This window comes from Ruegeria sp. BB6 (genome assembly GCF_056539385.1).
Genome location: NZ_JBQFUW010000007.1, coordinates 164999 through 187514 on the forward strand (window position 1 = coordinate 164999; position 22516 = coordinate 187514).

Annotated in this window: 20 protein-coding genes and 3 tRNA genes; 12 read left to right on the forward strand and 11 right to left on the reverse strand. The window is 56.0% G+C overall.

Annotated features, from left to right (window positions below; all coding sequences use genetic code 11):
• Positions 1 to 66 precede the first annotated feature (66 nt).
• The 3 genes from gap (ACR0B7_RS16415) (at position 67) to gap (ACR0B7_RS16425) (ending at position 2369) form a co-directional block, all read left to right on the forward strand.
• Positions 67 to 1068, forward strand: a complete 1002-nt coding sequence (gene gap, locus ACR0B7_RS16415) for a type I glyceraldehyde-3-phosphate dehydrogenase (RefSeq protein ID WP_170388538.1) — start codon at positions 67 to 69, stop codon at positions 1066 to 1068.
• Between the two features lie 71 nt (positions 1069 to 1139).
• Positions 1140 to 1283, forward strand: a complete 144-nt coding sequence (locus tag ACR0B7_RS16420) for a hypothetical protein (RefSeq protein WP_170388540.1) — start codon at positions 1140 to 1142, stop codon at positions 1281 to 1283.
• Between the two features lie 81 nt (positions 1284 to 1364).
• The gene (gene gap, locus ACR0B7_RS16425) at positions 1365 to 2369 is read left to right on the forward strand and encodes a type I glyceraldehyde-3-phosphate dehydrogenase (protein WP_170416490.1); all 1005 of its coding nucleotides are present in this window, start codon (positions 1365 to 1367) and stop codon (positions 2367 to 2369) included.
• Here the strand turns inward: gap (ACR0B7_RS16425) and coaD are convergent.
• From coaD to ACR0B7_RS16440, 3 genes are all read right to left on the reverse strand, one after another.
• Complete coding sequence (gene coaD, locus ACR0B7_RS16430; protein WP_170388543.1) at positions 2361 to 2852, reverse strand: pantetheine-phosphate adenylyltransferase; 492 nt, start codon at positions 2850 to 2852, stop codon at positions 2361 to 2363. The genes gap (ACR0B7_RS16425) and coaD overlap by 9 nt on opposite strands.
• A gap of 85 nt (positions 2853 to 2937) precedes the next feature.
• Complete coding sequence (locus tag ACR0B7_RS16435; RefSeq protein WP_170388545.1) at positions 2938 to 3375, reverse strand: CBS domain-containing protein; 438 nt, start codon at positions 3373 to 3375, stop codon at positions 2938 to 2940.
• Positions 3376 to 3435: 60 nt separating this feature from the next.
• A complete protein-coding gene (locus tag ACR0B7_RS16440) occupies positions 3436 to 4338 on the reverse strand; it encodes a LysR family transcriptional regulator (protein ID WP_170485511.1) in 903 nt (300 codons plus the stop codon).
• Between the two features lie 103 nt (positions 4339 to 4441).
• Here ACR0B7_RS16440 and ACR0B7_RS16445 point away from each other — a divergent pair, with 103 nt between their 5' ends.
• Positions 4442 to 5941: a CoA-acylating methylmalonate-semialdehyde dehydrogenase gene (locus ACR0B7_RS16445; RefSeq protein WP_170485512.1), complete on the forward strand. Its 1500-nt coding sequence runs from the start codon at positions 4442 to 4444 to the stop codon at positions 5939 to 5941.
• A gap of 202 nt (positions 5942 to 6143) precedes the next feature.
• Positions 6144 to 6728: a L,D-transpeptidase gene (locus ACR0B7_RS16450; protein ID WP_170485540.1), complete on the forward strand. Its 585-nt coding sequence runs from the start codon at positions 6144 to 6146 to the stop codon at positions 6726 to 6728.
• A 50-nt stretch (positions 6729 to 6778) separates the two neighbouring features.
• Here ACR0B7_RS16450 and ACR0B7_RS16455 read toward each other — a convergent pair whose 3' ends face one another.
• Both ACR0B7_RS16455 and ACR0B7_RS16460 read right to left on the reverse strand, forming a co-directional pair.
• The gene (locus tag ACR0B7_RS16455; protein ID WP_170485513.1) at positions 6779 to 7255 is read right to left on the reverse strand and encodes a fasciclin domain-containing protein; all 477 of its coding nucleotides are present in this window, start codon (positions 7253 to 7255) and stop codon (positions 6779 to 6781) included.
• 71 nt (positions 7256 to 7326) lie between these two features.
• Entirely contained in the window at positions 7327 to 8178 is an 852-nt protein-coding gene (locus tag ACR0B7_RS16460) for a class I SAM-dependent methyltransferase (RefSeq protein WP_170576890.1), read from the reverse strand.
• 141 nt (positions 8179 to 8319) lie between these two features.
• Between ACR0B7_RS16460 and ACR0B7_RS16465 the strand changes: the two genes are divergently transcribed.
• From ACR0B7_RS16465 to ACR0B7_RS16485, 5 genes are all read left to right on the forward strand, one after another.
• Positions 8320 to 9435: a carboxylate-amine ligase gene (locus ACR0B7_RS16465; protein WP_170388557.1), complete on the forward strand. Its 1116-nt coding sequence runs from the start codon at positions 8320 to 8322 to the stop codon at positions 9433 to 9435.
• 128 nt (positions 9436 to 9563) lie between these two features.
• Entirely contained in the window at positions 9564 to 10706 is a 1143-nt protein-coding gene (locus tag ACR0B7_RS16470) for an acyl-CoA dehydrogenase family protein (protein ID WP_170485515.1), read from the forward strand.
• A gap of 7 nt (positions 10707 to 10713) precedes the next feature.
• Positions 10714 to 11754: an enoyl-CoA hydratase/isomerase family protein gene (locus ACR0B7_RS16475; protein ID WP_170576891.1), complete on the forward strand. Its 1041-nt coding sequence runs from the start codon at positions 10714 to 10716 to the stop codon at positions 11752 to 11754.
• Positions 11755 to 11757: 3 nt separating this feature from the next.
• The gene (mmsB, locus tag ACR0B7_RS16480) at positions 11758 to 12630 is read left to right on the forward strand and encodes a 3-hydroxyisobutyrate dehydrogenase (RefSeq protein WP_170485517.1); all 873 of its coding nucleotides are present in this window, start codon (positions 11758 to 11760) and stop codon (positions 12628 to 12630) included.
• A 94-nt stretch (positions 12631 to 12724) separates the two neighbouring features.
• The gene (locus ACR0B7_RS16485) at positions 12725 to 13114 is read left to right on the forward strand and encodes a hypothetical protein (protein ID WP_170485518.1); all 390 of its coding nucleotides are present in this window, start codon (positions 12725 to 12727) and stop codon (positions 13112 to 13114) included.
• Positions 13115 to 13128: 14 nt separating this feature from the next.
• Here ACR0B7_RS16485 and uvrA read toward each other — a convergent pair whose 3' ends face one another.
• From uvrA to ACR0B7_RS16500, 3 genes are all read right to left on the reverse strand, one after another.
• A complete protein-coding gene (gene uvrA / locus ACR0B7_RS16490; RefSeq protein ID WP_170485519.1) occupies positions 13129 to 15987 on the reverse strand; it encodes an excinuclease ABC subunit UvrA in 2859 nt (952 codons plus the stop codon).
• A 177-nt stretch (positions 15988 to 16164) separates the two neighbouring features.
• Positions 16165 to 16241, reverse strand: a tRNA-Asp gene (locus ACR0B7_RS16495).
• A 45-nt stretch (positions 16242 to 16286) separates the two neighbouring features.
• Positions 16287 to 16363, reverse strand: a tRNA-Asp gene (locus tag ACR0B7_RS16500).
• Between the two features lie 338 nt (positions 16364 to 16701).
• Between ACR0B7_RS16500 and ACR0B7_RS16505 the strand changes: the two genes are divergently transcribed.
• Both ACR0B7_RS16505 and ACR0B7_RS16510 read left to right on the forward strand, forming a co-directional pair.
• Complete coding sequence (locus ACR0B7_RS16505; protein WP_170485520.1) at positions 16702 to 17439, forward strand: porin; 738 nt, start codon at positions 16702 to 16704, stop codon at positions 17437 to 17439.
• A 112-nt stretch (positions 17440 to 17551) separates the two neighbouring features.
• Positions 17552 to 17626, forward strand: a tRNA-Val gene (locus ACR0B7_RS16510).
• Positions 17627 to 17727: 101 nt separating this feature from the next.
• On the opposite strand, the gene lon is transcribed toward ACR0B7_RS16510, so the two are convergent.
• The 3 genes from lon to ACR0B7_RS16525 all read right to left on the reverse strand — a co-directional run bounded on the left by lon (position 17728) and on the right by ACR0B7_RS16525 (position 22455).
• Positions 17728 to 20136, reverse strand: a complete 2409-nt coding sequence (gene lon / locus ACR0B7_RS16515; RefSeq protein WP_170416468.1) for an endopeptidase La — start codon at positions 20134 to 20136, stop codon at positions 17728 to 17730.
• Positions 20137 to 20347: 211 nt separating this feature from the next.
• Positions 20348 to 21478, reverse strand: a complete 1131-nt coding sequence (gene tgt, locus ACR0B7_RS16520) for a tRNA guanosine(34) transglycosylase Tgt (RefSeq protein ID WP_170571133.1) — start codon at positions 21476 to 21478, stop codon at positions 20348 to 20350.
• Between the two features lie 65 nt (positions 21479 to 21543).
• The gene (locus ACR0B7_RS16525) at positions 21544 to 22455 is read right to left on the reverse strand and encodes a nucleoside hydrolase (RefSeq protein WP_170485522.1); all 912 of its coding nucleotides are present in this window, start codon (positions 22453 to 22455) and stop codon (positions 21544 to 21546) included.
• Positions 22456 to 22516: the final 61 nt, after the last annotated feature.

Here is a 22516-nt window from a genome sequence, read left to right on the forward strand (position 1 = left end):
ACTCTTTTGGGAGGACGCATAGACCGCTATATGGCCCTCAACGCAAGCGCATTTTGGAGACGTCTGATGACCATAAAGGTCGGCATCAATGGTTTTGGCCGTATCGGCCGCTGTACCCTGTCGCACATTGCGGCATCGGCCCGCAACGACATCGAAGTGATCAAGGTCAATGCGACCGGTCCACTGGAAACCACTGCGCATCTGCTGAAATACGACAGCGTTCATGGCCGGTTCCCTCGTGACGTAGCGATCAACGGCAATACCATGGATCTGGGCCGTGGTCCGATGCAGATGTTCTCGACCTACGACATGAACGAACTGGACTGGGAAGGCTGCGACGTCGTTCTGGAATGCACCGGTAAGTTCAATGACGGCCTGAAGGCCAAGACGCACCTTGAGCGCGGCGCGCAAAAGGTTCTGCTGTCTGCGCCTGGCAAGAATGTCGACAAAACCATCGTGTATGGCGTGAACCACAACAGCCTGGCGGCCGAAGACAAGATGGTCTCGAACGGTTCGTGCACCACGAACTGCCTTGCTCCGCTTGCCAAGGTTCTGGACGAAGGCATCGGGATCGAGCATGGCATCATGACCACGATCCACGCCTATACCGGCGACCAGCCCACACTGGACCGTCGCCACAGTGACCTGTACCGGGCCCGTGCCGCCGCAATGTCGATGATCCCGACCTCGACCGGCGCAGCCAAAGCGTTGGGTGAGGTGCTGCCGAACCTCAAAGGCCGTCTGGATGGCTCGGCGATCCGGGTTCCGACACCGAATGTTTCTGCCGTGGACCTGACCTTCCGCGCAGCGCGCGACGTGACCGTGGACGAGGTGAACGCCATTGTCCGCGAAGCTTCGCAAGGTCATATGCAGCGCGTTCTGGGCTATGAACCCGCGCCGCTGGTTTCGACAGACTTCAACCACACCGAAGAAAGCTCGATCTTCGCGCCGGACCAGACCCGTGTCGTAAATGACCGGATGGTGCGTGTTCTGGCATGGTACGACAATGAATGGGCCTTCTCGGTCCGAATGGCGGATGTCGCCGTTGCAATGGGTCGTCTTAACTAAGACGCCGTTGAAATCTTGAACATATTTGCCCGCTCAGGTTATCTGGGCGGGCATTTTCGTTCGGGGCCACGATGACCAATCAAATCGCAATCTGGCTGTGCCTACTGATACTTGGCGCGATCATTCTGGATTACGCGCTATTCGGCCCCGAACATTTGGTTTTCCTCGGAAAGAAACTTTACGCCTTTCTGGACTGGCTCGCCTTCTGGCGCTGAGGGAGGTTTTACTTGACATTTACTGCGATCTGCCTTTGTTAGCGCTAACTGGATAAAGCCGAGACTCGGACGGAGCAGAACATGACACTAAAGCTAGCAATCAATGGATTTGGACGAATTGGCCGAGGCGTTTTGCGTGCCATTATGGAAACTGGGCGCACCGACGTTGAAATCGTTGCCATTAATGACCTCGCCAAGCCCGAAATGAACGCTCACTTGTTCGAGTTCGACAGCGTCCACGGCCGTTACAACAAACCTGTGAAACTCACCGAGGCTGGCTTGGATGTCGGCAACGGACCCATCCGTCTCACCAGCGAGCGTGAGCCGGAAAAGCTGGACTGGTCTGATGTGGACGTTGTTCTTGAATGTACTGGCGTATTCCGCACCAAAGAAGCGGCGTCGCGCCATTTTGAGAACGGAGCCAAAAAGGTTCTGATTTCAGCGCCCGCCCGCGGCGAAGGTGGGGTCAAGACCGTGGTTTTCGGCGTTAACGACCACGAGCTGACGTCTGAAGACACGGTTGTTTCAAATGCGTCTTGCACCACGAACTGTCTGTCTCCGGTTGCTGCAGCTCTGGATGCTGGGCTTGGCATTGTCCACGGCAACATGACCACGGTACACGCTTATACCGCCAGTCAGCCCGTGCACGACACAGCGGGCAAGGATCCCTATCTGGCGCGTGCAGCCGCCCTGTCGATGATACCCACGACAACGGGCGCGGCCTCGGCAGTTGGCCTTGTTTTGCCACAACTGGCAGGAAAGCTCACCGGTCAGGCAATCCGGGTCCCAACTCCGAACGTGTCAGTCGTTGATCTGGTCGCAGAGGTTTCACGCCCGACCACAGAAGAAGAAGTGAACGCTTTGTTTGTCGAAGCTGCAGCCAAAATCCCAGGTGTTCTGGCGGCCGAGAGCCGTCCGCTGATTTCAGTCGACTTCAACCACGATTCTCACAGCTCGACCGTGTCCTTGCCCGAAACGAAAGTTACCGACGGCACACTGGTCCGTGTGCTTGCGTGGTATGACAATGAATGGGGCTTCTCGAACCGGATGCTGGATACCGCTGCAGCGATGGGCGCCCTAGCCTAACCGCTCGGTCAGCGCAGTATTTACGCGGGGCGTGACGAATTTCGACACGTCCCCTCCCAACCGCGCGATCTCTTTGACCAATTTCGAGGCGATCGCCTGGTGGCGGGCTTCGGCCATCAGGAACACTGTCTCGATCGAGTCGTCCAGTGCGCGATTCATTCCAACCATTTGAAATTCATACTCGAAATCTGCCACGGCGCGCAGCCCACGTACAATAATCTGTGCCCCCACATCGCGGGCACAATCGATCAGCAGGTTTTCAAACGGATGCGCAACGATTTCAGTGCCGGTTTGCTCGGTCAGATGCGCGCACTCAGCCTCGATCATGGCCACACGTTCTTCGAGTGAAAACAGCGGACCTTTATCGCGGTTAATCGCAACGCCGATGACGAGTTTATCAACCAATGCGGCAGCGCGGCGAATGATGTCGATGTGACCCAGTGTGATCGGATCAAAAGTTCCGGGATATAATCCAACCCTCATTGCCGCCTCCTACGCAACAAAATTTCTGCGCAAGCAAACATAACTCTGCCGCAGGTGCAATAGGAAGGATGGTCTCGGGTGGGGATTAATGCCCCATGATCATTGTTTCCAGCGCCTCTTTTTCCATAGCTAATTCGGATAGCTGCGCTTTGACCACATCGCCCAGCGTCACGATTCCGATCAGTTTGCCTTCTTCTACAATGGGCATGTGACGAAAACGGCCTTCGGTCATGCGCATTAGCACATCCTTAACGCTATCCTGACGTGTCGCGGTCTCTAGGTCGCTTGTCATGTAGGCACTGACTGACTTTGAAAGACACCCACTGCCGCTCGCGGCCAGTTCACGCACAATATCGCGCTCTGACAGGATACCAGATGCTGTCTCTCCGCCATCTTCCGAGACCACAACCGTACCGATCCGCTTTTCCGCCAGTATTTTTGAAGCCTCGGAAACAGTGATCGACGGGCTTACCGTTTCAACCCCTTCTGTCGCCTTGGATTTCAGAATGGCCTGAACAAGCATATGCATAACCTCCGAAATAACTTCCTGTTTTACAAAGCGTTGCCGGAATGTATGAACCTGTCAAGGTGAAGCTATGGCTTCCAGCCTCTCGACTTCGTCGCGGATGCCCTGTGTCAACGCCTGTGCAAAGCGGTTTAATCGCTCATTCCTTTGATCCCCCTGATGGCGAACAAGATGGAAACTACGTGTCAAACTGACCTGATCCGTCAGGATTTTCTGCAAGTTTGGATGGAACGGCAGAGTGAAATCATGAGCAACGCAAACTCCTGATCCCAGCGAAACCTGGCGAAGCTGGACCGAGACGGAATTCGATGCAAGCGCGACACGGTCAACACCGATATCGACCAAATAGTCCAGCTCTCGGTCAAAGATCATATCTGGAATATAGCCAATCATCCGGTGCCCTTTCAGAGTCTCAAGTGAGCTGATCTGGGGGTTTGCATTCAGGTATTCGTGTGTTGCAACAAGATGCAGCCGATAATCACTGATTTTTTGCACCAATAGCTTGCCGGCTGTAGGTGCACTGACTGTCACGGCCATGTCTGCTTCGCGTCGAGACAGGTTTATGACGCGCGGCAAGGCCAAAATCTGAATATCCAGTTCTGGGTTGTCATCGCAGATTTTCGCACAGACCTGCGGCAACAAGTAGTTGGCACATCCATCCGGCGCTCCGATGCGTATCTGGCCGCTTAGAGTTTTTGATGACCCGGCCATTGCACCAGCGGCGGCGCGCATCGCTTCTTCCGCCTTCAAGCCATGATCCAATAGGCGTTCTCCGGCGGAGGTCAGGATGTAGCCTTGTTGCGACTTGGTAAACAGAGGCGCGTCAAGCGAGGTTTCAAGCCGAGCGATCCTCCGCCCCACCGTGGCCGGATCAATTTTCAACAATCGGCCAGCGGCAGACAGGCTTTCTTCACGCGCGACCGCCAGAAACACCCTCATATCGTCCCAATTCGGCGTCATGACCTGCCCTTTGCATTTTTGCAAAACATATTTGGGAGATTGCCTCTGTTCACGCGATTTATGCAAGCCTATTCTGCGCGCAAATTTACCGGAGGAATTGGCAATGACCGAACTGTCTCACTTCATCAATGGCGAGAATGTCGCTGGTACGTCTGGCCGCTTTGACGACGTCTTCAACCCTGCAACGGGCGAGGTTCAGTACAAATGCCCGATGGCGAGCGTTGCTGAAACCACCGCAGCAATCGAAAGCGCGGCCGCCGCGCAACCCGCATGGGGTGCGACCAACCCACAGAAACGGGCACGGGTAATGATGGCGATGGTTCACCTGATGAACCGCGACATGGATAAGTTGGCCGAGGCGCTCAGCCGTGAACACGGAAAAACCATTCCTGATGCTAAGGGTGATCTTCAGCGCGGGCTGGAAGTGATCGAGTACTGCATTGGCGCGCCGCAGATGCTGAAAGGTGAGTTCACCGATAGCGCGGGTCCGGGCATCGACATGTATTCGATGCGTCAACCGCTGGGCGTTGTGGCCTCGATCATGCCGTTTAACTTCCCGGCCATGATGCCCCTGTGGCATGTCGGTCCCGCACTGGCCTGCGGCAATGCCGTGGTACTGAAACCGTCCGAGCGCGACCCCTCGGTCCCGCTTATGCTGGCGGAATTGTTTGTCGAGGCCGGTTTGCCCGCAGGCGTCTTCCAAGTCGTGAACGGCGATAAAGAAGCCGTGGATACCCTACTGGATAGTGAGATCATTCAAGGCGTGTCCTTCGTCGGCTCGACGCCGATTGCGCAGTACATCTATTCCCGCGCCACGGCGAACGGCAAACGGGCCCAGTGTTTCGGCGGCGCCAAGAACCACATGATCGTCATGCCCGACGCCGATCTGGATCAAGCGGCGGACGCACTGGTCGGTGCCGGTTTTGGCGCAGCAGGTGAACGCTGCATGGCCGTGTCGGTTGCTGTCCCGGTTGGCGAAGAAACCGCCGACGCGCTGATCGAAAAGCTGGTGCCACGCATCGAAAAGCTGAAAGTCGGTCCCTATACGGCAGGTGACGACGTGGATATGGGCCCGGTTGTGACCGGTGCCGCCAAAGAGCGCATCCTCGGCCTGATCAACTCGGGCGTTGAGCAAGGCGCGAAACTGGTCGTCGATAACCGCGACTTCAGCCTTCAGGGATACGAGGACGGCTTCTTCGTCGGCCCTCACCTATTCGACCACGTGACGCCCGAGATGGACATCTACAAGCAGGAAATCTTTGGCCCCGTCTTGTCCACCGTCCGCGCCGGTTCCTATGAAGAAGCGCTGAAACTGGCGATGGATCATGAGTATGGCAACGGCACGGCGATCTTCACTCGTGACGGGGACACCGCGCGTGATTTTGCCAGCCGGGTGAATATCGGCATGGTTGGCATCAACGTCCCGATCCCGGTGCCGCTGGCCTATCACACGTTTGGCGGCTGGAAGAAATCCATGTTCGGTGACCTCAACCAGCACGGCCCGGACAGCTTCAAGTTCTACACCCGCACCAAAACCGTCACGGCCCGCTGGCCCTCGGGCATCAAGGAAGGTGGCGAGTTCAACTTCAAAGCCATGGACTAATCAGAACTGTCCTGAACTTTAACAACAAACCCGGCCCCAATCGGCCGGGTTTTTCGGCAAAGCTCTGCCGAAACCCAAGTTTTTGGCGTACTCACGATAAATTCAATCGGGCACCACTGGCAAAACAATGGTGTCAGCAATATTTTAACCCGAACTTTTTCGAGCAGCCCTTGATCCGGAGGCAACATTGTCAAATCCCCGTATGACCCGCCGCACAGCTTTGTTGGGCGCTGCGTCCCTGCTGGCGACGCCTGCACTCGTGCGCGCCCAAAGCACGGATGCGTTTCCCGAAACCGAGGACGCGATCAGCACGCAGTTGCCTGTCCGTCGGAATGTATCCTCGTTCTCGCAGCAGAACTGGCAGGATCACTTCGACTCATTAGGGGTTGGCTGCCTGTTGGCCGATATCACCAGCCGTGCCGTTCATTACTGGGGATCGGACGGTACTTACAAACTGTACCCAAGTTCCGTACCGATGAGCGAAGAACTGACCAAGCGTGGCTACACCGAAGTGGTGCGCAAGCGCGAAAACCCAAGCTGGACGCCAACCGCATCCATGCGCGAACGCGACCCATCGCTGCCGGTCCGTATAGAAGGTGGGGAACCCGGAAACCCGCTGGGCACCCGCGCGATGTATCTGGGCTGGCCTGCCTATCTGGTGCACGGAACACACGACACGCGTAAAATCGGGCGTCAAAGCTCGTCGGGGTGTATCGGTCTCTATAACCAGCACGTCGAGGAATTGTATCCTCTGGTTCAAGTCGGAACCCAAGTTCGACTGGTCTGACAAAAAAGCCCCGGCCACATGGACCGGGGCTTTTTTGATCTAGTGAGTGGTTACTCAGGCAGGATCACTGCGTCCACGACATGGATGACACCGTTGCTTGCTTCGATGTCTGCTTGCACGACCTCGGCGCCGTTCACTTTTACACCATTCTTGGCATTCACGCTAAGACGATCGCCCTGAACGGTCAGAACCTTGGCGCGCTTGCCGGCAATATCACCCGACATCACTTTGGCCGGAACAACATGGTAGGTCAGGATTTCAACGAGCTGATCCTTGTTCTCAGGCAGCAGCAAGGTTTCTACGGTGCCTTCAGGCAGGGCGGCAAAGGCTTCGTCGGTCGGCGCGAAAACCGTGTAGGGTCCGTTCCCTTTAAGCGTATCGACGAGACCGGCAGCTTGCACGGCTGCGACCAGCGTATTGAACGACCCAGCGGACACAGCGGTATCTACAATGTCAGCGGCCTGAGCCTTTACGGGCAGTGTCAGTGCGATTGCGGCGGCAGCGCCCATGAAAGTGCGGCGGAACATGGCTGTTAACTCCTCTCCAGCGTTGTATGGAAAGGGGTACGGGCCTCTGCGGAAGCCGGATCACAATGAGATCAATTTTCTTTTAGCTGCACCCAGATGCTTTGCGCCCGACCGTCCTTTAAGAAAGGCAGGGATTCCACAGCGTCCGGGCGATCCTGTTGCAGGTAATATCCCGGCCAAAGCATTGAAAAGGCGTTAGATTGCAGCAGGGCGTGCAGCATATACTGCTCGCCCCAACCCGGACAATCGTAGAAGAACCGCTTGGGATATTCGTAGGGCAAAAAAACATCGTGCACGTGGATGACGACGCCGGGTTTCAAGTTTGGAATGATCCGGCAGAACAAATGCGCGACGTCGTTGCTCATGCGGACAACATGGCTAGAGTCGATGAACAATACGTCGCCGGGTTCAAGTTGATCGAATACCGACGGATCAACGTCTTCCAAACGTTTTTGCTCGAACTGGTCCACCACATGCGCAATGTCTGCGCGCGGAAATGGGTCAATCGCGGTGATCTGCGTTTCCAGCCCCCCATCGATGATCGCTTGCCGGGTAACGCGCGTCGAATTCCCACAGCCGACCTCAATCACCCGTTTGGGCTGAAACCTGCGGATCATCAGATACAGCGCGTCTGCGTCGGGGCTGTCGTAATACCCGTTTCCAACACGATACCCAGTCTGATTGCGCGCGGGGTCTTTCAAAGCGTCCAGCGCGCCCGCGTGCAGACGGTATTCTTCGACCAACTGGGTGATGTCGAACGTATCCATCCCGGGTGAAAGCGCATAGGCAGGACGGGTCAGCCCCCCTGCCCGTTCAAACGCTTCGAGACGGGCGCGTTCTTCGCGCTCTATCACCTTGTCGATCAGTTTCACTCCAAACCGGTCAAGCACCGCATTCAGCCGAAGGAATTTCCTGGGTTTCAATCGAAGACTCCGGGTTTGGATTTCATTTGATCCTGTCCTTACATTTTGAGACAGGCAGTCCGCAAGCGCCTCGCGGGTAAACACTTGGCAAAAATCCAATTTCCGTATTCACTGGTCCGACAATCAACCACGAGGGCCGCCATGCAGCAGGAATTCACACTGGGCATCGAGGAAGAGTATCTGCTGGTTGACCGTGACAGTCTTGAACTTGCCGAAGCCCCCGAAGCCCTGATGGAAGCGTGTCAGGCGGATTTTGAGGGGCAAGTTAGCCCGGAATTCCTGCAATGTCAGATCGAGGTCGGCACCCGCCCCCACACGACGATCAGCTCGGCCCGTGAAGACCTGAGGCGGCTGCGGACCTGCGTCGCAAGCCGGGCCGCGGAATACAATCTGGCGCCAATCGCGGTGTCTTGCCATCCCTTCGCCGACTGGAAGAAACAGCATCACACGCGCAAGGATCGATATGACGCCTTGCACCATGCGCTGGGCGGTGTCGCCCGCCGTATGCTCATTTGCGGGATGCACGTGCATGTTGGCGTCGAGGACCCGGCTTTGCGGGCCGACCTGATGCCGCAGCTTTCATATTTCCTGCCACACCTTTTGGCCCTGTCCACGTCTTCGCCCTATTGGAACGGCGAGGATACCGGTCTGTCGTCCTATCGCTTGACCGTTTTCGACAACCTGCCCCGCACGGGTCTGCCACCAGTGCTGGCAAGCTGGGCGGATTACGAGCGGACCACCGGGATACTGGTAGAACTTGGTATTATCGAGGACACCTCGAAAATCTGGTGGGACTTGCGGCCGTCCCATCGCTTTCCAACGCTTGAGACCCGAATTATGGACGTTCAACCACGCTTGGAGCACACCCTATCCCTGGCCGCGATGGTGCAAGCATTGACGCGTATGCTGTGCCGTTTGAAGGATCGTAACCTTCGGTGGCGTCAATACGACCGCTTTCTGATCGGAGAAAACCGTTGGCGCGCGCAGCGATACGGCGTTGGTGAAGGGATGATAGATTTTGGCGATCGCTCCATCAAACCGATGCCGGAACTGATGGGTGAGTTGATGGGATTGCTTGCCGAAGACGCCGAGGCGCTGGGAACCATGACCGAACTGGCCCGCCTTCAGCAGATCGCCCAGAACGGGACATCGGCCACCCGCCAACGCCGTGTTTATGCAGAAGCCACAGCCCGAGACGAAGATCCCGGAAAAGCCGTCGTCCGGCACCTGATCGAGGAATACCACGCGGATCTCTGACTGTACGTTCCGCGAATTTATCCCAAAATGTTGGCACCCCATTGGGTAATTGCTGACCGTGCAAAATTTCTGTAAGAATTCGGAAATAAACACTTGTTCAATTCATCCGGCGGCGTGGGAGGCAAGCCATGGATTTCGCAATGACCGAAGAGCAAACAGCGATCTTCGATATGGCCTACGACTTTGGCCAGGAACACATCGCCCCATACGCGCGGCAGTGGGAGGCCGACGGGACGATCCCCAAAGACCTTTGGCCCCGCATAGGCGAACTGGGGTTCGGAGCGCTCTATGTCTCGGAAGACGGTGGTGGATCGGGCCTCAGCCGATTGGACGCCACTTTGGTTTTCGAGGCACTGTCCATGGCCTGCCCCTCAGTCGCGGCCTTTTTGTCGATCCACAACATGTGCGCCAAAATGCTGGACAGCTTTGCCAGTGACGAGTTGAAGTCGCGCATCATGCCAGAGGTTCTAAGCCTGAACACCGTCCTAAGCTATTGCCTGACAGAACCGGGTTCGGGATCAGACGCCGCCGCGCTCAAGACAAGGGCCGCCCGCACGAATGAAGGCTATACTCTGAACGGAACCAAGGCTTTCATTTCAGGCGGCGGCTATTCCGACGCCTATGTCTGCATGGTTCGCACGGGTGAGGACGGGCCAAAGGGCATTTCGACCGTTTATGTCGAAGACGGAACGCCCGGCCTTAGCTTTGGTGCGCTGGAACAAAAAATGGGATGGAAAAGCCAACCCACCGCTCAGGTCCAGTTTGATGACTGTAAGATTCCTGCTGGGAACCTTGTCGGTGTTGAAGGCGACGGGTTCAAATATGCCATGATGGGGCTGGACGGCGGTCGCTTGAATATTGCGTCATGTTCTTTGGGCGCGGCGCAAACCGGGTTGAACATGACCTTGCAGTACATGTCCGAACGCAAAGCCTTTGGGCAATCCATCGACCAGTTTCAAGCATTGCAGTTCCGCCTTGCCGATATGGAGATTGAACTGCAAGCCGCCCGCACATTCCTGCGTCAGGCCGCATGGAAACTGGATCAGGGCGCGCCCGACGCGACAAAGTTCTGCGCAATGGCAAAGAAATTCGTGACCGAAACGGGCTCAAAAGTCGTGGACCAATGCCTGCAGCTTCATGGCGGTTATGGTTATCTGGCAGATTACGGGATCGAAAAGCTAGTCCGCGACCTGCGCGTCCATCAGATTCTGGAAGGGACAAACGAGATCATGCGCGTGATCGTTTCGCGCCAAATGCTGGCCCAACGCTGAGGATCGTATGTCTGACATCGAAATCCGTACAGAAGGCCGCGCCGGGCGCATTACGTTGACCCGGCCTCAAGCCCTCAACGCACTTAGCTACGACATGTGCATGGCCATTGATGCCGCAATGCGGAACTGGCGTGAGGATGACGCAGTCGATCTGGTCATATTGGACGCCGAGGGGGAAAAGGCATTTTGCGCAGGCGGTGATATTGCCGAACTGTACGACACCGGCACAAAAGGCGACTTCGACTACGGGCGGAAATTCTGGCGGGATGAGTACCGCCTCAATGCCCTGATCTTTGAATACCCGAAACCGGTAGTCAGCTTCTTGCAAAGCTTCACGATGGGTGGCGGGGTCGGAATTGGGTGCCACGGCAGCCACAGGATCGTTTGCGAATCCAGTCAGATCGCTTTGCCGGAGTGTGGTATTGGACTGGTTCCAGACGTCGGCAGCTCGTTGATGCTGTCACTGGCTCCGGGACGATTGGGCGAATATCTGGGCACTACTGGCTATCGGATGGGGGCCGGTGACGCGATTTACGCCGGGTTTGCAGACACGTTCATTCCCTATTCCCAATGGCGAGACGTCATTGAGCTTCTTGAGGCTTCGGGTGACCCCGAGGTGCTGACCAATCACACAGAATCTCCACCAGAAAGCAATTTGACGAAACTCCAAGCTGAGATCGATATTGCTTTTGCAGGTGAAGGGCTGGGCGATGTTCTGAACACATTGGGCACTTTGGACACAACCTTCTCCGCCAGCGCATCGAAACTCATGAACCGCTGCTCGCCGCTGTCAATGGCCTGCACGATCGAGTTGATCCATCGTCTGCGCAGTCCCAGTCTGACAATCAGAAAAGCACTCGAGCACGAATATCGGTTCACCTTTCGCGCGATGGAACACGGTGACTTTCTCGAAGGGATCCGGGCCCAGATTATCGACAAGGACCGAAACCCGCGCTGGCGGCATCAGGATCAAGCCGTCCCAGCCGTTGACGTGTCGAGGATGCTACAGCCTTTAGGCGGTGATACACTGACATTCGAGGAGGAGTAACGAATGAAAATCGGATTTATTGGCCTCGGAAACATGGGGAATCCGATGGCGGCCAATTTGGTGGCAGCCGGACACGACGTAGCTGGTTTTGACACCGCCCAGGTTAGTATTCCGGGTGTCGAAATGGTGGATTCAGGGGCCAATGCCGCCTCTGGTGTCGAAATTGTAATCACCATGCTTCCCAACGGTCAGATTCTTCGTGCCGTCGCAGACGAGATCATCCCGGCGATGAGCCCGGGGTCCGTTTGGATTGATTGCTCGACAGTGGATGTGGACAGCGCGCGTGCCGTAGCAGATCAGGCTGCCGCGGCCGACGTTTTGGCCGTTGACGCGCCGGTTTCGGGCGGCATAGGAGGCGCGGCCGCAGGTACTCTGACCTTCATGGCCGGAGGCAGTGACTCAGCGTTCGAGAAGGCCAAGCCGTTATTCGACATTATGGGACAGAAGGCCGTTCATTGCGGAGAATCCGGCGCAGGCCAAGCCGCCAAGATCTGCAACAACATGATCCTCGGTGTCACCATGATCGCAACATGCGAGGCATTTGCACTGGCCGATAAACTCGGACTGGATCGCCAAAAGATGTTTGATGTGGTCAGCACGTCGTCTGGATATAGCTGGACAATGAATGCGTATTGCCCCGCTCCGGGTGTAGGCCCGGCCAGCCCGGCAGACAATGATTACCTGCCCGGCTTTGCTGCGGAATTGATGCTAAAGGACTTGCGCCTCAGCCAGCAAGCGGCTGAAAGCTCGGATGCAGACACGCCTATGGGACAGGTCGCAACCGCAATCTATGAGAAGTTTGTCGAGGACGAAGATGGGCTTGGTAAGGACTTCTCTGCCATGTTGCCGCGATTTGAAAAGCGAGGGCGAAAGTAGTCTGTCCCCATGGGCAGCTTCTTGCGCATCGGGTTGACCTGCCGCTTTCCGGCGGCCATCTATCTCTGAGAGCAGTCAGTCCAAGGGGAATAAGATGCGGCAACGAATTGCGGTAATTGCTACAGTATCGGCCCTTGCCTGTAGTCCGACCATCGTTTTTGCCGGTAATGGCAATAACGGACACGGTGACAACGTGTTCCGCGTGCCCGGCCAACCGATTGTCTTGGCCAAGGGGAAAGCGGGGCATTGCCCCCCGGGTCTTGCGAAAAAGGCCGTGCCATGTGTGCCGCCGGGACAAGTGAAAAAGCTGTACCGCACGGGAGACTACATTGATCGCGACTATCGTTGGGTCAATGATCCTTACCGCTATGGCTTGAACCGCAATTGGTCCTATGTTCGCGCCGGAGACTACGTCTATCGCGTAGACCCCGAAACACGCAAGGTACTGAACCTGATTGGAGCGGTGGCTGACATTCTCTATTGAATGCCAGCTTCCTGCTATTCTGCTGCGACGCGCGCACCCTCAAGCATCTGTTTAAGGTATCGTCCAGTGTGACTGCGGGCGACGTCAGCGACGTCTTCCGGGGTGCCTGTAGCCACGATTTCACCGCCCCCATCGCCCCCCTCGGGACCGATATCAATTATGTGATCCGCCGTTTTCACCACATCCAGATTATGTTCGATCACGACAACAGTGTTTCCTTGATCCACCAATTCATGAAGCACTTCTAGCAACTTACGCACATCTTCAAAGTGCAGTCCGGTCGTCGGTTCGTCCAAGATATACAAAGTCCGCCCGGTCGAGCGTTTCGACAGTTCTTTCGACAGTTTCACACGCTGCGCTTCGCCACCGGACAAAGTCGTGGCTTGCTGACCCACCTTGATATAACCCAACCCAACACGCGCCAACGCATCCATCTTGTCGCGGATTGAAGGTACCGCTTTAAAAAATTCCTGCGCATCCTCCACGGTCATATCAAGCACATCCGCGATGGATTTACCCTTGAACTTGATCTCCAGCGTCTCGCGGTTGTAGCGCGCGCCTTTACAGGTTTCGCAGGTCACATAGACATCGGGCAGAAAGTGCATCTCGATCTTGATAACGCCATCGCCCTGACACGCTTCGCAGCGACCACCTTTGACATTGAAACTGAACCGGCCGGGCTTGTACCCACGAGCCTTCGCCTCGGGCAGTCCGGCAAACCAGTCACGAATTGGGGTGAACGCACCGGTATATGTCGCGGGGTTTGAACGTGGTGTTCGTCCGATCGGGCGTTGATCAATGTCGATGACCTTGTCGAGGTGTTCCAGACCCTTGATCGTTTCGCAGGGCGCTGGGGTCTGCCTTGCTCCGTTCAGGCGCATCGAGGCCGTTTTGAACAAAGTCTCAATCGTCAGAGTTGACTTACCACCCCCGGACACACCCGTCACGCAAACGAACTTACCCAATGGAAACTCGGCCGTCACATTCTTGAGGTTATTTCCAGTGGCGTTAACGACAGTGACCTTCTTCTTGTTTCCTTTCCGCCGCTCTGTCGGAACCGAAATCTCGCGAGTTCCCGCCAGATACTGACCGGTCATCGACGCCGCGTCCGCTGCGATTTCGTCGGGCGTTCCCCTGCTGACCACTTGGCCGCCGTGAACGCCAGCCCCGGGGCCGATGTCGAACACATAGTCAGCCTCTCGTATGGCTTCCTCGTCATGCTCGACGACGATCACAGTATTTCCCTGATCCCGTAGGTTCTTGAGCGTTCCCAGCAACCTGTCATTGTCCCGCTGATGCAGCCCGATGGACGGTTCGTCCAACACATACAAAACCCCGGTCAGGCCCGATCCAATCTGGCTGGCCAGACGGATACGCTGGCTTTCTCCGCCAGAAAGTGTTCCGCTGGAACGTGACAGCGTCAGATACTCCAACCCCACATTGTTCAAGAATCCCAGACGCTCGCGAATTTCTTTTAGAATAGCGCGGGCAATTTCATTTTTTTGCACAGTCAGATGGTTCGGCGCATCTTCGATCCACGCCAAGGCTTCCCTGATCGACATCTGCACCACTTCACCTACATGAAGCCCGGCAATCTTAACTGCCAGAGCTTCGGGGCGCAGACGATACCCGTGGCAGGCCCCGCAAGGGCGGTTGTTCTGATACCGCTCAAATTCTTCACGAATCCATGCGCTGTCGGTTTCCCGATAGCGGCGTTCCATATTCGGAATCACACCCTCAAAGCTGCGGGTGACCTGGTAAACACGCCCGCCTTCATCATAGCGAAACTGGATTTCCTCATCCCCGGATCCGCGCAGAAATACCTGCTGCACCTTTTCGGGCAAATCCTTCCAAGGCGTGTTCTTGTCGAATTCATAGTGACGCGCGATTGCTTCGATAGTCTGCAGGAAATACGGAGATTTTCCTTTTCGCCACGGCGCTAGCGCCCCATCGTAGAGCTTTAGCGTCTGGTCAGGGACTACGAGGCGTTCATCAAAGAACAGCTCGACTCCCAAACCATCGCAGTCCGGGCACGCACCAAACGGAGCGTTGAACGAGAACAATCGTGGCTCGATCTCAGGGATCGTGAACCCGCTGACTGGGCAAGCAAAGTTTTCACTGAACGTGATCCGCTCGGGGTCGCCCTCACGCGGGGCGGTTTCCAAAATCGCGATGCCATCGGCCAGATCCAATGCGGTTCGCAGACTATCAGCCAGCCGCGTTTCCATACCCTCACGAACGACGAGGCGGTCAACCACCACGTCAATGTCATGTCGGAATTTCTTGTCCAATGTCGGAGGCTCATCCAATTCATAGAACTCACCGTCCACTTTGACGCGCTGGAAACCCTGCTTTCGCAGTTCAAGGAATTCTTTCTTGTACTCGCCCTTTCGGTCCCGAACGATCGGCGCCAAAAGGTATCCACGCGTACCTTCGTCCATCGTCATAATACGATCGACCATGTCCTGAACCTGTTGGGCCTCGATCGGAAGGCCGGTTGCGGGGCTGTACGGCGTCCCTGCCCGAGCGAACAAAAGTCGCAGATAATCATAAATCTCGGTTACAGTTCCCACGGTCGAGCGTGGGTTTTTCGAGGTCGTTTTCTGCTCGATGGAAATTGCCGGCGACAAGCCGCTAATGTGATCAACGTCGGGCTTTTCCATCATGTCGAGGAACTGGCGCGCATAAGCTGACAGGCTTTCGACATACCGCCGCTGTCCTTCGGCATAGATGGTGTCAAACGCCAAGGAAGACTTGCCCGACCCGGACAGCCCGGTAATCACCACAAGCTGATCCCGTGGAATATCCACGTCGATGTTTTTGAGGTTGTGTTCGCGCGCGCCGCGCACCTCGATATTCTTCAGCTCAGCCATATTCGGCCCCCAACAGACAAGTGTCCTAGAAATAGGCGAGCGGCACTGAGTCTCCAACAGAAAAGTTAGAACAAAAAGAGAACCGTCGGATTATTGCCGATCACATCAGACAAAATCCACGACAGCGCGTCGACCGGACATGAAGTTTAATCATCGAAGATTGTTATTGAGAATAAATGGCGCGGTTGACGGGGCTCGAACCCGCGACCCCCGGCGTGACAGGCCGGTACTCTAACCAACTGAGCTACAACCGCGCATCTATTTTCGTGGCCTTTGACCTGGACCAAGGATGGCAGCTATGGCGCGGTTGACGGGGCTCGAACCCGCGACCCCCGGCGTGACAGGCCGGTACTCTAACCAACTGAGCTACAACCGCCCGCTGCCCGTTCGTTGCTGAACGTTGGGGTGTATTATGGCTAGGCTCGGACATCGTCAAGCGGCGTTTTGAAGTTTTTTCCGAAATCCAGAATTTTCCTGATCCTAACATCGACCTCCCCACTGATGAAGGGTGTCGTCTGCGGTTTGGACGAGCGTTTGAAAGGCCGCGCGAACTAGTCGAAGGCGAATCTACCCATAGGTGTGTCCAGCACGCAACAACGGCACGATTTTCGACCGAGTCAGTACACATTCCCGAACCCTAAGAATACAGCAGCGCCTATCGCAGAAGTCTCAATTAGACTTCTGCGATAACAAAAAACATAACGGAGCAGAGCAATGAAAAAATTGTTCATTATTAGCGCATTATCAGCGACAATTGCAGCAAGCCACGCCCAAGCGATTGAGGTCACTGGCGGCTATCTTGATTTGGGATATAGAACTTTTACCGACACCGATCTGGGTGATGCTTTCAACCTGAACGGTTCTGGTGAGCTGGCATTCAATCGTGCTTTCAGCGCGCAACTGGATCTGGGCGGCTATCGCTTTCAGGACCTGGGTGAAAACACGACGAACTGGACGCTGCACGCAAACTGGCATACCAGCAAAAACGCCTCGTTCGGTGCGTTTTTTGGACAGGAGAGCATCGATTCTCTTGATGTCGAATTCTACGGTCTGGAAACTGGCTTCGACGCAGGTCCGGCCGAGGTCGAAGGCTATATCGCGCGTCAACAGCTAAGCGATTTTTCAGACATCGACGGCAATATGTTCGGCGTTTCGGTTACCGCTGATCTGAACGACAAATGGGAGTTCACTGCCAGCTATGATCTGTTGAACGATGTGGTTGGTGCGCTGGATTTCGATCTCTTTGCGCTTGGTGCTAACTATGCAGCCAGTGACAACGCAGAAGTATACGGGATCCTTGGGGTTGCCCATATCTCATCTCCTATCGTCTCAGGCAGCTCAAACGAAGCCTATATCGGCGTTGGCGTTCGTATGAACTTTGGTAACGAACGTGGTACGACGTTCGGCCGCCGCGGAGTGTTCGACAAGCTTCCCGGACTGCCCGGTCTGTAAGAATAATCGCCCCGGAGTTCACCTTCGGGGCGTTTTGACTTAAAGCGGCTTTGTAAAACAGATTTGGCCCCTCTTGCGGACATCAAAGACTCGCTGTAAGACGCCGCCCTACGGGTGATTAGCTCAGTGGTAGAGCGCTTCGTTCACATCGAAGATGTCAGGAGTTCAAATCTCTTATCACCCACCACCTTCCCCTTTTCAGGATCACGTTTAAACCATTGGCGTCGTTGCCCTGAGAAAAGAAAAAGGGCGAGGTCGAAACCCTGCCCAATCCATTAAGATCAAAGCTTAGTGCGTCGTTGCAGACGCCCCGGAACTATCCGTCGACTTGGCCGCTGCAGCCGCTGCTTCTTCTGCAGCTTCGTCCCATTCGATCGGCTCGGGCTTGCGCACCAGCGCTTGTTTCAGAACTTCGGACACGTGGGTTACGGGAATGATTTCCAGCCCCTCTTTCACATTGTCCGGAATATCCGCCAAGTCTTTCTCATTCTCCTCAGGGATCAGGACCGTCTTGATGCCACCGCGCAGAGCCGCCAGCAGCTTTTCCTTCAAACCCCCGATCGGCATTGCGTTACCGCGCAACGACACTTCGCCCGTCATGGCGATGTCTTTGCGCACAGGAATACCAGTCAGCACAGACACAATCGACGTCACCATTGCCAGACCAGCCGACGGACCATCCTTGGGCGTCGCGCCATCCGGCACGTGCACGTGGATGTCGAGCGTATCGAACTTCGGCGGCTTCACCCCGATCTGCGGCGAAATCGAACGGACGTAGGACGATGCGGCGTCGATCGATTCCTTCATCACGTCGCCCAGCTTACCAGTGGTTTTCATACGACCCTTGCCCGGCAGTTTCAGCGCCTCGATATGCAGCAGATCGCCACCAACCGACGTCCAGGCCAGACCGGTCACGACACCTACCTGATCGTCCTGTTCAGCCAGACCGTAACGGAACTTGGGCACGCCAAGGAAGTCATCCAGATTATCGGGCGTCACCGTGACGGAATCGGCCTCTTTCTTGATGATCTTGGTCAGCGATTTCCGCGCGACTTTGGCGATCTCACGCTCAAGATTCCGCACGCCCGCCTCGCGGGTATAGGTGCGGATGATCGACTGAAGCGCCTCATCGGTCAGTTCAAACTCCTTGGCCTTGAGGCCGTGGTTCTTGACCTGCTTGCTGATCAGGTGCTGCTTCGCGATTTCGGATTTTTCTTCCTCGGTATAGCCGGCCAGAGGAATAATCTCCATCCGGTCCAGCAGAGGCCCGGGCATGTTGTAGCTGTTCGACGTGGTCAGGAACATCACGTTGGACAGGTCATATTCGACCTCAAGGTAGTGGTCCATGAACGTGCTGTTCTGTTCCGGGTCCAGCACCTCGAGCATGGCCGAGGCCGGGTCGCCACGGAAATCCTGCCCCATCTTGTCGATCTCATCGAGCAGGATTAGCGGGTTCGTGGTTTTCGCCTTTTTCAGCGCCTGAATGATCTTACCGGGCATGGACCCGATGTAAGTCCGGCGGTGGCCGCGAATTTCGGATTCGTCGCGCACGCCGCCCAGCGAGATGCGAATGAACTCGCGTCCCGTTGCCTTGGCGACCGACTTACCCAAGCTGGTCTTACCCACACCCGGAGGGCCAACAAGACACAGGATCGGGCCTTTCAGCTTTTTCGACCGCTGCTGAACCGCCAGATACTCGACGATCCGCTCTTTGACCTTCTCAAGCCCATAGTGATCGGCATCCAGAATATCCTGCGCACGGCCCAAGTCCTTTTTGACGCGGGATTTGGTGCCCCACGGCAGCGACAGAATCCAGTCCAGATAGTTGCGCACGACTGTGGCCTCAGCCGACATGGGCGACATGTTCTTGAGCTTCTTCAGCTCACCCTCGGCCTTTTCGCGCGCTTCTTTTGACAGCTTGGTCTCGGCGATTTTGGCTTCCAGTTCAGCAACTTCGTTACTGCCATCCTCACCATCGCCCAGTTCCTTCTGAATGGCCTTCATTTGCTCATTCAGGTAGTACTCGCGCTGGGTCTTCTCCATCTGAGACTTCACGCGGGTCTTGATCTTTTTCTCGACCTGCAGAACCGACATCTCGCCCTGCATCAGGCCATAGACTTTCTCAAGCCGCTCACTGACGCTGAGGGTTTCCAGCAGTTCTTGCTTCTGTTCGACCTCGATGCCCAAGTGACCCGACACAAGGTCAGCCAGTTTCGCCGGCTCGGCCGTCTCGCCAACTGCGGTCAGAGCTTCTTCGGGGATATTCTTGCGCACTTTGGCGTAACGCTCGAATTCATCGGCAACGGTGCGCAACAACGCTTCGGTTGTGGTCACGTCACCGGGAATTTCGGTCAGGTATTCCGCGCGGGCTTCAAAGAACTCATCATTTGTCAGGAATTCGTTGATCTGAACACGCGCCTGCCCTTCAACCAGCACTTTTACAGTACCGTCAGGCAGTTTCAGCAGTTGCAGAACATTCGCCAAAACACCAGAGCGGTAGATGCCGTCTTCCGAAGGATCATCATCGCTGGGGTCAATCTGGCTGGACAACAGAATCTGCTTGTCGTCCTGCATCACTTCTTCCAGCGCGCGGACGGATTTTTCCCGACCCACAAACAGCGGCACGATCATGTGTGGGAACACAACGATGTCGCGCAGCGGAAGTACGGGGTACGAGGAATTCAGAGGCTCTTGCATGCTCAATCCTTATCATTGGCAAGACGGCACCGGTCCCTCATCGAGGCAACGCCCGACCGTCTCCTGTTTGGACGATTAAGGTGGGGCTTCACCGCCCGTTTTCAACCTCACCGTCATTTGTCTCAATCAGAATGACCCGAGGTTTTTCGGACTGCAAGGCGTCGTGCCGATATATCCACGGATTTTACCACATGAAGGTGGCTCCGCGTCATTAAATCGGCTCAATATCCCCCTGCGCGCGCTGCGCGTGGAATTCGGACTGCCACGCCTGAAATGTTCCCGCCGCGATAGCGTCGCGCATGCCCTGCATGATTTCCTGAAAATAGTGGAGGTTATGCCAGGTCAGAAGCATCCCAGAAATCATCTCATTCGACCGGAACACGTGGTGCAGATATGCCCGGGAATAGTTTGAGCAGGCCGGGCACGTGCATTTCTCGTCCAACGGGCGCGGATCATCTGCGTGACGTGCATTCTTAATGTTTACAACGCCATAGCGCGTGAACACCTGCCCCGTGCGCCCGGACCGAGAGGGAAGGACACAGTCCATCATATCGATTCCACGTGCCACGGCGCCCACGATATCGTCGGGCTTTCCGACACCCATCAGATACCGAGGCTTATCAACTGGCAGCATGTCAGGGGCAAACTCCAGAACGTCGAACATGGCCTCTTGACCCTCGCCAACAGCCAATCCGCCAACCGCATAGCCCTCGAAGCCGATTTCTTTCAACGCTTCCGCCGATTCCTCGCGAAAGTCCTGTTCCAACCCCCCTTGCTGGATGCCGAACAAGGCATGGCCCGGACGATCGCCAAACGCTTCGCGCGACCGTTCGGCCCAACGCATCGACAGGCGCATCGACTCCGCTATTCGATCACGGTCAGCAGGCAGCGCCGGACATTCATCGAAACACATGACAATGTCGGAGCCCAGCAACCGTTGAATTTCCATCGACCGTTCAGGTGTCAGTTCGTGCCTGGACCCATCGATATGAGATTTGAAGGTCACACCCTTTTCAGTCAGCTTGCGAAGGCCGGCCAGCGACATGACCTGAAACCCGCCCGAATCCGTCAGAATGGGACGCTCCCAATTCATGAACTTGTGCAGCCCACCCAAGCGGTCGATACGCTCGGCAGTCGGTCGAAGCATCAGGTGATAGGTATTGCCCAGTAAAATGTCGGCGCCGGTCGCACGCACGCTTTCCGGCATCATTGCCTTAACGGTCGCCGCAGTGCCAACAGGCATGAAAGCGGGTGTTCGCACCTCTCCCCGAGGTGTATTGATCACGCCGGTTCTGGCCTTGCCGTCGGTGGCCGAAAGTTTGAATGAAAATCGCTGGGTCATGACTTCGCCCTCGGGGTCGCTGAACCGGGCAGCATTTGCCCGATCTGCCGCGCGTTTGCAACCCGTCAGGGCAAGGACGCAACCCTTTCGGTAAACAACCTGACGACACCAGACCCGTCAACATTGTGGCAAACACGAACGGCTGGTCGGTCTTTGGCCGGGCTGGTTTTTCCCAGTTCCGCCCCGTCCACGGCCACTTGCAATCCGGTTTCGACCATCTCGAACATCGGTGCATGAGTACACGCGATGACAGCGGTGGAATCGTGCAAACCGCACCCTTCTAGCCCTCCGACGTCCCGATAGAACCGCAGATAGAATTTCGAGATGTCACGCAGGAACGATCCCATGTCCCGAGAGCGCTGCGCCAAATCCTCGAAATCTGCGCTCGCGTATAATGTCTTTAGCGTTACATCCAAACCAACGACAACGGTTTCAGGCGGCGACGCGAAAACCTCATCCGCAGCAATGGCATCGTGATAGATGTTGGCTTCGGCGTGCTCTGTGATGTTGCCGGGGCAGTAAACAGCACCGCCCATGATGACGAGTTGCTTGATATTGTGCCGGAATCCCGGATCAAGCTGCATTGCCGCGGCGATATTCGTCAATGGCCCAACAGCACAGACCACCAGCTCACCCTGATGCGCGCGCGCCATTTCAACCAAAAACTCAGCGGCGGTTGACGCGTGATTTGCCCCAATCTGGGGAATTTCGGTTAAGTCACCAAACCCTTCCGGGCCATGCACATGTTCTGATGGCGTATGACCGTCAGCGCCTAGCGCACAGGGCGCACCCTCTGCAACTGGCGCGTTCAATCCAAGTTTATGCAGCAAAAACCGGGCGTTGCGACTGGATTGATGGACATGAGTATTACCGAATACTGTCGTTAGACCGACAAGTTCGATCTCGGGCGCGGCTGCGGCATAGGCAATAGCCATCGCGTCGTCTATGCCGGGGTCTGTGTCAATAATCAGCTTCATCCCTGCCCGATAGCGCACTCACGGCAGGATGCAAAGCGGCCACATATGGAAAATTCTCCCC

Excerpts from the sequence above, each read along its gene's own strand:
- gap (WP_170388538.1), top strand. The coding sequence starts at position 67 with ATGACCATAAAGGTCGGCATCAATGGTTTTGGCCGTATCGGCCGCTGT.
- ACR0B7_RS16420 (WP_170388540.1), top strand. The coding sequence starts at position 1,140 with ATGACCAATCAAATCGCAATCTGGCTGTGCCTACTGATACTTGGCGCG.
- gap (WP_170416490.1), top strand. The coding sequence starts at position 1,365 with ATGACACTAAAGCTAGCAATCAATGGATTTGGACGAATTGGCCGAGGC.
- coaD (WP_170388543.1), bottom strand. The coding sequence starts at position 2,852 with ATGAGGGTTGGATTATATCCCGGAACTTTTGATCCGATCACACTGGGT.
- ACR0B7_RS16435 (WP_170388545.1), bottom strand. The coding sequence starts at position 3,375 with ATGCTTGTTCAGGCCATTCTGAAATCCAAGGCGACAGAAGGGGTTGAA.
- ACR0B7_RS16440 (WP_170485511.1), bottom strand. The coding sequence starts at position 4,338 with ATGACGCCGAATTGGGACGATATGAGGGTGTTTCTGGCGGTCGCGCGT.
- ACR0B7_RS16445 (WP_170485512.1), top strand. The coding sequence starts at position 4,442 with ATGACCGAACTGTCTCACTTCATCAATGGCGAGAATGTCGCTGGTACG.
- ACR0B7_RS16450 (WP_170485540.1), top strand. The coding sequence starts at position 6,144 with ATGACCCGCCGCACAGCTTTGTTGGGCGCTGCGTCCCTGCTGGCGACG.
- ACR0B7_RS16455 (WP_170485513.1), bottom strand. The coding sequence starts at position 7,255 with ATGTTCCGCCGCACTTTCATGGGCGCTGCCGCCGCAATCGCACTGACA.
- ACR0B7_RS16465 (WP_170388557.1), top strand. The coding sequence starts at position 8,320 with ATGCAGCAGGAATTCACACTGGGCATCGAGGAAGAGTATCTGCTGGTT.
- ACR0B7_RS16470 (WP_170485515.1), top strand. The coding sequence starts at position 9,564 with ATGGATTTCGCAATGACCGAAGAGCAAACAGCGATCTTCGATATGGCC.
- ACR0B7_RS16475 (WP_170576891.1), top strand. The coding sequence starts at position 10,714 with ATGTCTGACATCGAAATCCGTACAGAAGGCCGCGCCGGGCGCATTACG.
- mmsB (WP_170485517.1), top strand. The coding sequence starts at position 11,758 with ATGAAAATCGGATTTATTGGCCTCGGAAACATGGGGAATCCGATGGCG.
- ACR0B7_RS16485 (WP_170485518.1), top strand. The coding sequence starts at position 12,725 with ATGCGGCAACGAATTGCGGTAATTGCTACAGTATCGGCCCTTGCCTGT.
- uvrA (WP_170485519.1), bottom strand. The coding sequence starts at position 15,987 with ATGGCTGAGCTGAAGAATATCGAGGTGCGCGGCGCGCGCGAACACAAC.
- ACR0B7_RS16505 (WP_170485520.1), top strand. The coding sequence starts at position 16,702 with ATGAAAAAATTGTTCATTATTAGCGCATTATCAGCGACAATTGCAGCA.
- lon (WP_170416468.1), bottom strand. The coding sequence starts at position 20,136 with ATGCAAGAGCCTCTGAATTCCTCGTACCCCGTACTTCCGCTGCGCGAC.
- tgt (WP_170571133.1), bottom strand. The coding sequence starts at position 21,478 with ATGACCCAGCGATTTTCATTCAAACTTTCGGCCACCGACGGCAAGGCC.
- ACR0B7_RS16525 (WP_170485522.1), bottom strand. The coding sequence starts at position 22,455 with ATGAAGCTGATTATTGACACAGACCCCGGCATAGACGACGCGATGGCT.